The organism is Desulfatiglans anilini DSM 4660, from assembly GCF_000422285.1.
In the GTDB taxonomy this organism is placed as follows: Bacteria; Desulfobacterota; DSM-4660; order Desulfatiglandales; family Desulfatiglandaceae; genus Desulfatiglans; species Desulfatiglans anilini.
In genome coordinates, this window is record NZ_AULM01000034.1 from 1 (window position 1) to 10,606 (window position 10,606).

General features: G+C 62.4%; 9 protein-coding genes. 5 read left to right on the plus strand and 4 right to left on the minus strand.

Annotated features, from left to right (window positions below; genetic code table 11):
• Positions 1–192 precede the first annotated feature (192 nt).
• On the minus strand, positions 193–573 hold the full coding sequence (locus H567_RS0117095; RefSeq protein ID WP_153306235.1) for a hypothetical protein: 381 nt from the start codon (positions 571–573) through the stop codon (positions 193–195).
• On the opposite strand from H567_RS0117095, the gene H567_RS28645 reads away from it, so the two are divergent.
• A complete protein-coding gene (locus tag H567_RS28645; RefSeq protein ID WP_153306236.1) occupies positions 566–802 on the plus strand; it encodes a hypothetical protein in 237 nt (78 codons plus the stop codon). The genes H567_RS0117095 and H567_RS28645 overlap by 8 nt on opposite strands.
• Here the strand turns inward: H567_RS28645 and modC are convergent.
• Genes modC through modA form a run of 3 tightly spaced genes read right to left on the minus strand, consistent with a single transcriptional unit; the run spans position 749 to position 3,360 of the window.
• Entirely contained in the window at positions 749–1,861 is a 1,113-nt protein-coding gene (gene modC, locus H567_RS0117100; RefSeq protein WP_028322328.1) for a molybdenum ABC transporter ATP-binding protein, read from the minus strand. The two genes, H567_RS28645 and modC, sit on opposite strands and share 54 nt — an antisense overlap.
• 6 nt (positions 1,862–1,867) lie before the next feature.
• Positions 1,868–2,566: a molybdate ABC transporter permease subunit gene (gene modB / locus H567_RS0117105; protein ID WP_028322329.1), complete on the minus strand. Its 699-nt coding sequence runs from the start codon at positions 2,564–2,566 to the stop codon at positions 1,868–1,870.
• The gene (gene modA / locus H567_RS0117110) at positions 2,548–3,360 is read right to left on the minus strand and encodes a molybdate ABC transporter substrate-binding protein (protein ID WP_028322330.1); all 813 of its coding nucleotides are present in this window, start codon (positions 3,358–3,360) and stop codon (positions 2,548–2,550) included. Before modA ends, modB begins: the two co-directional genes overlap by 19 nt.
• 734 nt (positions 3,361–4,094) lie before the next feature.
• On the opposite strand from modA, the gene H567_RS0117120 reads away from it, so the two are divergent.
• The 4 genes from H567_RS0117120 (at position 4,095) to H567_RS25645 (ending at position 10,603) form a co-directional block, all read left to right on the plus strand.
• Positions 4,095–6,821: a cation-translocating P-type ATPase gene (locus H567_RS0117120; RefSeq protein ID WP_153306237.1), complete on the plus strand. Its 2,727-nt coding sequence runs from the start codon at positions 4,095–4,097 to the stop codon at positions 6,819–6,821.
• A gap of 284 nt (positions 6,822–7,105) precedes the next feature.
• Positions 7,106–8,416, plus strand: coding sequence for a nucleoside recognition domain-containing protein (locus H567_RS0117125; protein WP_028322333.1), 1,311 nt, complete (start codon positions 7,106–7,108; stop codon positions 8,414–8,416).
• A gap of 179 nt (positions 8,417–8,595) precedes the next feature.
• Positions 8,596–9,264 (plus strand): CerR family C-terminal domain-containing protein, encoded by a 669-nt coding sequence (locus tag H567_RS0117130; protein ID WP_028322334.1) that lies wholly within the window; start codon positions 8,596–8,598, stop codon positions 9,262–9,264.
• Positions 9,265–9,385: 121 nt separating this feature from the next.
• Positions 9,386–10,603, plus strand: coding sequence for an efflux RND transporter periplasmic adaptor subunit (locus H567_RS25645; RefSeq protein ID WP_051185066.1), 1,218 nt, complete (start codon positions 9,386–9,388; stop codon positions 10,601–10,603).
• Positions 10,604–10,606 lie beyond the last annotated feature (3 nt).

A 10,606-nucleotide genomic window follows, 5' to 3' on the forward strand; every position in this document is an offset into this window, starting at 1 on the left:
GCGTCAAGAGCCTTTTCGATTCGGCCTGAAAAGGCTCTGCCCCAGACCGTCGCATCCATGCGGTTGCGGACCCACAAAGGCATGCCGGGCCCGGCTCCTTTTTCACCAATCTAACCCTCCTCAGACGCCCATCGAAACTCGCCCAGCAAGGCATGCGGGCCCGGCCGGTTTTTCGGAGAAGCCGACCATCGCCTAGCGCACCTCTCCCGCGCTCTCCTGCGGTCGGGAAAGCACCAGCGGGATTCCCACCCATCTCCATGCACAGAAATGGTCCCAATCGAGGAAGGCCAGTCCGAGAGCGGCAGGGGAGGTGTGGGATGAGAGGGCGCTGGTCAGCTCCGGGCGGCGTCTTTCCGGGGCGAGGATCGCTGCGGCGAGGCAGCTCAGGCAGAAAAGCCTTCGAAAGGGTGCGTCCGCGCCGATCTTCTGGCGGATGTCTCCGAGAAGGGCGGACAGGCGGCTGCCGTCATCCGGCCAGATCCCCGGGTGAGGATGGAGGAGGTTGTCCCGCCGCTCGTGGATGTCCCAGCCCGCGGAATAGTCGTGGAGTCCCTGCAGGTCCCAGTTGTTCAAGTTATACCGCATCGCCCACCAGAAGAAGGACCAGGGTGCCGTTTCGGACCTCGGTTTCCCGGAGGCCTTTGAAAACGATCCGAAAAAGGCTTTTGCCCCGGTCGAGTACGTGCTCGGCGGCTGGCAGAGAGCCATTTTCTCCGGGCTTTCCGAGCGCCCCATCGGTGGCGGCCTGTCAGACGGGTGGCACCTTGCTCTCTTCCGGCATCGCATGGACGGCGCCGAGTGATACGGCCACGCTCTTGACGAGGGCGAACACCGGTTGGCCTGGTTTCAGATTCAGGTCGAAGAAGGATTGCCGGCTGATGCGCGCCAGCAGGGGGCAGCCGACATCCAATCGAACGTCGACGAAGGGCTCTTTGTGGTCGAATATCTGGTCGACCTTGCCGGGGAAGATGTTCTGAAAGCTGCTCCGCTCGGGTGCTTGGAGGGCCACGGCGACATGGCGGGCGGAGATGCGCACACGAACCTGGTCGCCCCGGTCTGCCGGCATCGGCGGCACTTTGAGCCTGTGGCCGCCGAAGCGCAGCCGCGTAAGGCCTGAAGCGTCCAGGGGCTCATCCACCACCGCTGAGATCACCGATCCATAATCTTCCGTTCCAAGGTGCGTCTGCAATTCCGGCCTGGACAGGAGGTCGTCGAGGTCCCCGAATGCGGCTACGCGCCCCATGTCCATGATGACCAGGCGATCGGCCAGATTCAGAATTTCATCCATGATGTGGCTGACGTAAAGAATGGGAATGGCGTACTCGCGGGAAAGCCGCATGATGAAGGGCAGCACCTCGGACTTGCGTGAAGCGTCCAGCGAGGCAAGCGGCTCGTCCATCAGCAGCATGGCCGGGCTGGTCAAGAGCGCCCGGCCGATGGCCACGCGCTGTTTTTCGCCCCCGGAGAGCCTGGCCGGCCGGCGGTTGAGCAGGTGCCCGATGCCAAGCAACTCCACCACGGCGTCAAAGGCGACAAAACGGCGATTTGCAGGGGTCAGGCGCATGCCGTAGGTCAGGTTGCCGCGGACCGAAAGGTGCGGCAGCAGGCGGCCGTCTTGAAAGACATAGCCGATCCGCCGTTTCTCGGGCGGCAGGTTTATATGCCGCTCCGAATCGAACAGGCAAAGCCCGTTGACCTGTATGCGGCCGGCATCGGGGCGCATCAAGCCGGCCACCATGCTGATGAGCGATGTCTTGCCGGCGCCGGAGGGTCCGAACAGAGCCGTCACCCCCGATTCCGGCCCCTCGAAGGCCGCATCGACCAGGAAGCCGCCTTGCCTGCGGGTGAGTTTGATCTCCACGACGACTCAAGCTCTCATGCGGGCGGTAAAACGCCGGGCCAGTATTTCCGAACAAACCAGGGCCGCCATGGCGATCAGCACTGAAAGGATGCAAAGGCGCATGGCTCCGACCTCTCCCTCGGGAACCTGTGTCAAGGTGTACAGGGCCAACGGCAGCGTCTGGGTCTGCCCCCGGATGTTGGATACGAAGGTGATGGTGGCGCCGAATTCCCCCAAGCTTCGCGCAAAGGCGAGAATCAGCCCGGTGATGATGCCGGGGGCCATCAAAGGAAGGGTGACCGTGAAAAAGACCCGCAGAGGTCCGGCGCCCAGGGTGCGCGCAGCCGCCTCCAGCCCCTGGTCCACACCTTCCAGGGAGAGCCGCACGGCCCGCACCAGCAGGGGAAACGACATCGCCGCCGCTGCCAGAACGGCGCCTTTCCAGTTGAACGCCAATACCAGGCCCAGGTATTTGTAGAGCGCCGCCCCGATCAGACCGTTGCGTCCCAGCAGCACCAGCAGCAGGTATCCGGTGACCACCGGCGGCAGCACCAGGGGCAGATGCACCAGGCCGTCCAGGAGGTTTTTGCCCGGAAAGCGCAGCCGCGCCAGAACCCATGCGACCAGGATGCCGATCGGCAGACTGACCGCTACGGCCCACCCCGACACCCACAGGCTCAGCCGAAGGGCCTCGATTTCAACGTCGGTCAGATGCCAGAGCTGCATGACCTGACTTCGAATCCGTATTTTTCAAACACCGTCCGGGCTTCGGGGGTCTCCAGGAAGTCCAGGAACCTGGCAGCTGCGTCGGTCTTTTGGCCGGCCACCGCCGCCACCGGGTAGACGATGGGCGGATGGCTCTCCAACGGAAACGCCCCGACAATCCGCACCTTCTTGGAGATGGCCGCATCGGTGGCATACACCACCCCTAAAGGCGCCTCGGCGCGCTCCACCAGAACCAGGGCCGCGCGCACGTCTTTCATGGGCGCCAGGCGGTCTTTGACCTGATCCCACAGCCCCAGGCTCTCCATGGCCTGCTTGGCGTAGATCCCGACCGGAACATGCTCCGGATCGCCTGTGGAAAGACGGCCGTCCCTGCCCAGAAGGGTCGCTAGATCCAATCCCTTTTTCACATCGACGGTCCGAATCGGACTTTGCACAGGCGCGATCAGAACCAGCCGGTTGCCCAGAAGGTCGAACCGGGAGGCCTCTTCAATAGCGCCTTTCTCCTCGAGAAAATCCATCCATTTTTCGTTGGCCGAAAGATAGACATTGGCAGGCGCGCCGCTGGCGATCTGCTTGGCCAGGGTTGAGGAAGAAGCGAAGGACGTCGTGATACGCCCCAGCCCCCTGGCCGCGAAGAGATAGGCGATCTCCGTGACGGCATTGGTGGTGGACGCGGCGGCAAAAACGACCACCTCGCCTTGCGCGGTCCCGTTTTCGAGGGCCAACCCCGGCCCCGATCCGGTCAGCACCAGCAACGTGGCAAACATCAGGAACAGGCGCTCTGAAAATCTCATTTTTCGTCTCCAGTTTCTTTTCGGCTGCTGCTGCCGCAAACAGGCTTGGTTCCAGCGATCGAGCGACCCCATAAATCGCAGCTCCGCAAAAAAAAAGATGGGTTTGTTCACCCCAAGGCCCGGCAACGTTCTATGAACGAGCGCCGTTTCTGCAGCCTGGAGGAGATCGGCCCGGGCCAAAGCCGCCCGCAAAGCCATTCGCCCGTCGGGTGATGCCCGCGAAGACTGCCGGGGCCTTAATCGGCCGGTTCGCTAAAAGAGTCCCTAAGAGGGGGTGTAATCCTTTCGAGGGGGTTCAAGCGCTAGACGCCATGCGCGGACATTCCATGGACTCTTGTAGTTGCCATACGGTTTTCCCTCAGTGTATAGGTTGATAGAACATTATCAAGTTCTTTTTCGGGCTTCCCTTGAAGGAGGCGGGTGCCGGTTCCCTCACATCCCTTGGGTGCTCAGTCCTACCCCGGCAGGGCGGGTCCCGGTTTCTTCACATCCTTCGGGTGCTCAGTCCCACCGCTTTGTGCCGGGTTCCGCTTTGGACCATAGCGAGGAAATCAACCGTCCGCGCGGAGGCTGCCTGCAGGCCGCCGCAAAAGACGCGCAGATGGACGCCGAGGTTGATCCCGAAGACCGTTTCCGGATAAAAACAAAAGACCGTTTCTGGACCGAAATCCTTTGTTCCCCAACGCTTTATTGCCGGATGGACAGCCATGAACCGGAGACTGCCGAGAGAGGCGATGAAAAACCATACAGACTACGGCCAGGCGCCTTATCACGCTCGGAGCATCGAACAGGTCCAAAAGGATTTGAAGGTCGACCTTGACCAGGGGTTGTCTCCCCGTCAGGTGCGGGAACGCCTGGGGCGGCACGGGCCGAACATTCTGCGGGAGACGCAAAGGCGGAGCGTTTGGGAAATCCTGGCACTACAGTTCAAAAGCATGGTCATCATCGTGCTGCTGATCGCGGATGCCGTGGCTTTTGCCTTTCAGCACTGGGCCGAGGGCATCGCCATTGCCGCCGTGCTGCTGGTGAATGCGGGCATTGGATTTTTAACCGAGTGGAAGGCCGTGCGCTCCATGGAAGCCCTGCAGAAAATGAGCGGAGACAGGATCCGGGTTCGCCGCGGGGGGCAGGAAACGGAAATCGATACGGCCGAACTGGTGCCCGGTGATGTGGTGGTGCTCGAGAGCGGGGACCTGGCTCCTGCCGATGTCCGGCTGTTCGAATCCAACAACCTGCGCGTGAACGAATCCTCCCTCACCGGGGAAAGCGTGCCGGTCTACAAGCTCACGGGGCCGGTGGAACCCGATGCTGTTCTGGCCGAGCGAACCTGCATGCTTTACCGGGGGACCACGGTCACGGAAGGGTCGGGACAAGGCGTAGTGGTCGGCACCGGGATGCGGACCGAACTCGGGCGTATCTCCGAGATGGCTGAAAGTGCAGAAAAGGCAGCCACGCCCTTGCAGAAAAGGCTCGATCAACTGGGACGTCGTCTGGCCTGGATAACGATCAGCATCGCCGTGCTAATCGCCGCCGTCGGATTACTGGTGGGCCGTGATCCACAAAAAATGATCGAGACCGCGATTGCTTTGGGGGTGGCTGCCATTCCGGAAGGGCTGCCCATCGTGGCCACCATTGCCCTGGCGCGCGGCATGCACCTGATGGCCCGTCGCAACGCGCTGATCAACAAGCTGCCGGCCGTGGAAACGTTGGGGGCCACGCGGGTGATTTTCACGGACAAAACCGGAACCTTGACCGAGAACCGGATGGCGCTGCGCCAGGTCAGCACGCCGGCCGGCGACTTTATCTTGGATGAGGAGAGCAAGCAGATTCATGCGCTCGAGAGCAGGGATGGGGCCAGTGCAGCGGATCATCCTCTGTTGCAGCGCCTTATCGAGATCGGGGTGTTGTGCAGCAATGCCTCAATGCGCGATGAGGACCAAGACCTGGAGCCGGAAGAGGAACAGGGCGATCCGACTGAAACGGCGCTGCTGAGGGCCGGCCTGTTCCTGCGCATGGAACGAGGCGCACTGTTGGCCCGAAAACCCGAAGTGCGCGAAGTGCCGTTCGATTCGGAGCAGATGATGATGGCGACCTTTCACGAAGTCGAAAACGGGTTCGAGGTGGCGGTGAAAGGCGCGCCGGGGAGGGTGCTGGAGGTTTGCACGCATGTGGCGCGGGCGGAGGGCGGGCCGGATGTGGAATTGGATCAGGAAACACGGGATCGATGGCTGGCGAAGTCCGAGAAGATGGCGTCAAAAGGATTCCGATTGCTTGCCGCCGCGGATAAAATCGTAGAGAGCGCCGAGGCCCGGCCCTACGAGAATTTGCGATTTATCGGCCTGTTCGGGCTTTTGGACCCCGCCCGCGGCGATGTGCGCGGCGCCATCGAGGAATGTCAGGCAGCCGGTATCAGGGTGGTCATGGTCACGGGCGATCAGCCGGCCACGGCAGCCGCCATTGCCAGACAAACCGGAGTGGTGGACAGCGAAGAGCCTTCGGTCATTCACGGGCGAGATCTGAAAGATCCGGACGAGATGACGGAAGAGGACCGGCGCAGGATTTTGGATACCCGCATTTTCGCCCGGGTCAGCCCGGAACAGAAACTCCATCTCATCAAGTTGATGCAGGAGGAGGGGTTGACCGTAGCGATGACCGGAGACGGGGTCAACGATGCTCCGGCTTTGAAAAAGGCGGATATCGGGGTGGCCATGGGGCGGCGCGGAACGGATGCCGCGCGCCAGGCAGCCGATATGGTGTTGCTGGACGACGCGTTCGGCTCTATTGTATCGGCCGTGCGATACGGTCGCATTATTTTTGCAAATATCCGCAAGTCTGTAATGTTTATGATCTGCACAAATGTGGCCGAGGTGCTTGCTGTGGTGGCGGCGGCTGTCATCGGCGGGTTTTACGATTTTCCGATTCCCCTGCTGCCATTGCAAATTCTGTATCTGAACGTTGTCACCGATGTCTTCCCGGCCCTGGCGCTGGGCATGGGGCAGGGGGAACCGGATATCATGCAGAACAAGCCCCGGCCGCGCAGCGAGCCGGTGCTGACGGGCGACTATTGGGGCGCCATAGGCGGGTGGGCGGTGCTGATATCGGCCTGCGTGCTTGGGGGCCTTGCCGCGGCTTTGTACCTTCTGGGGCTCGACCCGCACCAGGCCGTGACCGTTTCGTTCCTGACCCTGGCGTTCGGGAAGTTGTGGTTCGTTTACAACCTTCGCAACCCGGGGTCGCGGATGTTCAGCAATGATGTGGTGCGCAATCCCTATGTGGCGGGATCGATCCTGCTGTGTATCGGGCTTCTGCTGGCTGCGGTATACGTTCCGGTGCTTTCCGGCCTGCTGCAGACCCGGGACCCGGGGGTGCAAGGCTGGCTGCTGTTGTTGGGCGTGAGCTTGATCCCGTTTGTGTGGGGTCAAACCATGCGCGTCGTGCAGGCGAAGCGCAGCAAGCGGTAGCGGCAAAAAAATGCAAGGTCAATGCAACGCCGATGTTCCGGATGCCGGGTCCTGGCATCGGCCGGAGGGCTTCCTCCTGGGGCGGATAAGACCTGCGAAAACCCTGACAAACCGCTGTAGGAAGAAAATATCGTCTGCTGGATGCTGGAATCAACGATGGGCAACCACCTGCAGAACGTCATAGAAATTTTGGAGACAATGCCTTCGAACCCGTAAACTTGAACGCGTCCTCGATCGTCTGGAGGCCTTTTTTAATCATCATCTTTGCGTTGGGGTGAGCCTGTATGAACGTAGCCTTTCTGTTGATCGTGTTGGTCTCCTTCGTGTTCGCCGGGTGGCGGGAGTTCGGGTTTTCGCCGATCGAGGGGGCGCCGTCTCCTGTCGAGGCGTTGTCTAAGGCGATGGTCGAGTCTGCGGGCGCCGCGGTCGAACTCGCCATCGGTCTGGTGGGGGTCATGGCGCTGTTCCTGGGCCTGATGAAGATCGCCGAGGAAGGGGGGCTGCTGAAGGTGGTCGCCCGGCTGCTGCGCCCCCTCATGATCCGGCTTTTCCCGCAGGTGCCGGCCGATCACCCCGCCATGGGCGCCATGATCCTGAATCTGTCCGCCAACGTGCTGGGGCTGGGAAACGCGGCAACGCCGTTCGGGATCCGGGCCATGCAGGAACTGGACACCCTGAACGGGCAGAAAGGGACGGCCACCGACGCGATGGTCCTGTTTCTGGCGATCAACACTTCGAGCGTGACCCTGCTGCCGACCGGGGTCATCGCGCTCCGGGCGGCGGCGGGCTCTGCGGATCCTGCCGCCATCCTGCCCACGACGCTGTTCGCGACCATCGGGTCCACGGCCGTGGCGATCGCCGCCGCGAAGCTGTATGGGCGGATCCGGTGGTTTCGGGCGGCGGCGGTCAATGGGTCTCCGGGGCCGGTGGAAGGGGAACGGGAGACGAACGACGTGCCCGAGGAGGCGGAGGCCGTGCGGTTCGAAGATGCGGTGGGCTACCCGCTCTGGATCAGTGCGGCGGCCCTCTGCGCGCTGGTGGCCCTGGTGCCCTTGACGGTGCTTTACGGACGGATGATCTCGCCCTGGATCATTCCGGGGCTGATGGTGGGCTTTCTCCTGTTTGGCGTGGTGCGCCGTGTGCGGGTCTACGAGGCGTTCGTGGAAGGCGCCAAGGAGGGCTTTCAGGTCGCGATCAAGATCATCCCTTATCTGGTGGCGATCCTCGTGGCGGTCGGGATGTTCAGGGCGAGCGGCGCGCTGGAGGTCATGGTCCGGACCCTGGGCGTCTGGACCGGCAAGGTGGGTCTGCCCGCCGAGGCCCTCCCCATGGCCCTGTTGAGGCCCCTGTCGGGCTCCGGGGCCTATGGCATCCTGGCTTCGATCATCAACGACCCGTCCGTCGGGCCGGACAGCTACGTGGGATATCTGGTCAGCACCCTGCAGGGGTCGACCGAGACTACGTTCTATGTGCTGGCGGTGTATTTCGGGGCGGTGCAGGTCAGGCGGGTGCGGCACGCGCTCGCAGCCGCTCTGACGGCCGATGCAGCCGGAGTGGCATTCGCCGTAATGGGGTGCTGGTATCTCTTCGGTTAATGGTCCGCGCGGTCGGGATGCCGCCAGCTGCCGGCCGCGGTGGTTTAATGGCAGCCCTTGGTCCGACCACCTGAGCATCCCCGAAAGAGAAAAACCGGCATCCCCAAAAAAGAAAAACCGCTTGACAGATGCAAACGCCTGTTTCAAACTGGCGTTTGTTTTTTGGCGGGGAGGTTTGGATGACGGATTGCCAGGGCAGGAGCGAGGATACGAAGCAGCGCCTCATCGAAGCGGCTGGGGAGGTGTTTGCACAGCAGGGGTTCCGTGTGGCGACCATCCGGGAGATCTGCAGCCGGGCCGGGACGCATGTCGGCGCGGTGAACTACCACTTCGGAGACAAGGAAGGGCTTTATGCGGCGGTGCTTGCGTACGCGCACACCTCAGCCATGCGCCGGTATCCGCCGGACCTGGGACTCGAAGCCGGGGAGCGCGATCCGGAGGCGAGGCTCCGGGCCTTTGTCCGCTCATTGCTGATGAGGATGCTGGCAGAAGGGTTTCCGGCCTGGCACGGGAAGCTCATGGCCTTCGAGATTGCCGAACCCACCAAAGCGTTTGACCAGCTTATCGAAAACGCTATCCAGCCTCTTTTTACCTATCTCCGCGACATCGTCAGGGAACTGCTCCGGAGTCCCCGCCCGGCACAAGAGCGGGAGGACGAACTGACGTTTCTCTGCGCAACGAGCATTGTGGGGCAGTGCCTGCACTACTTCACCGCCAGGCGCGTCATCGAACTGCTGTCCCCTGAAGGATTCGACTCGGCCGACATCCAGCGGCTGACCGAACATATCACCCGTTTTTCGCTCGGTGCCATTAAGGCGATGAGAGCAGAAGGGGCGGGACACGGCTGATTCAACGGGAAAGACGGCCGAACCTGCCTTCTGCGGCGGGCCTTTTCAGCCGGGGGTTTTGCTGGAATTTCGAACATCGATTCGATAGAAGCGATGCAATAGAAAGATCTGAGGATTTTCGATGCAGCGGTATAGTTCCGGTTACTGGTTTTTCTTGGCGAAGGCATGTTTCATCGGGCTTGCGATCCTCGTCTTTTCCGGAGGCTGTGAAAAGGAAGAAGGACGGATGGGCGCCGGGCCACCTCCGGAGCCGGAGGTGGCCTTCGTGACGGTTCAGCCACAGAGTGTCGAGTTGACCACCGAGCTGCCCGGCCGCACCTCCGCCTTCCTCGTGGCGGAGATCCGTCCGCAGGTCAACGGGATCATCCAGAAGCGCGCCTTCACGGAAGGTTCGATGGTCAATGAAGGGGATCTGCTTTATCAGATCGACCCGGCCCCCTTCCAGGCGGTCCTCGATTCGGCGAAGGCTTCCCTGCTCAAGGCCGAGACGGTTGTGCCCTCCATCCGGCTGCGGGTGGAGCGGTACCAGGAACTGGTGGCGGATGATGCCGTCAGCCAGCAGGACCTCGACGACGCCCTGGCTACACTCCAGCAGGCCAGGGCCGAGATCGAATTCTGGAAGGCCGAGGTGGAAAAGGCCCGCATCAACCTGGAATATACCCAGGTCGTTGCTCCGATCACGGGGCGCATCGGGATATCGAACGTCACCGTGGGCGCTTTGGTCACCGCCTATCAGGCGATGTCTCTGGCGACCATTCAGCAGCTGGATCCCATCTACGTGGACGTGACCCAGTCCTCGGCCGATCTCCTGCGGATGAAGCGCAACCTCCAGGCCGGTCTTCTCAGTGCGGACGGGCGGAATGGACGGGAGGTCGAGATCCGGCTCGAGGAAGGGACCCTGTATCCTCACAAGGGGATGCTCCAGTTCCGCGACGTCACCGTGGAGCCCACAACGGGGTCGGTCACGCTGCGGATCGTCGTCCCGAATCCGGATCACCTGCTGCTGCCCGGGATGTTCGTGCGGGCGATCGTCCAGGAAGGGATCGCCGGGGATGCGATCCTGGTCCCGCAGCAGGGTGTGAGCCGCAATCCGAAGGGCGAGGCGGTGGCCCAGGTCATAGGCGGGGAGGGCAAGGTGGAGCAGCGTATCCTGACGCTCGACCGGGCCATCGGGGACCAGTGGCTGGTCGCCTCGGGCCTTTCGCCCGGCGATCGGGTGATCGTCGAAGGGCTGCTCAACGTGCGGCCCGGTGTCACTGTTCGGGCGGTGTGTCTGGACAGTCCGGCGGCAGGTGCGGAAGAAGCCGGTCCGGGCGCCGCAGGCCCGGAAGCGAAATAGCGG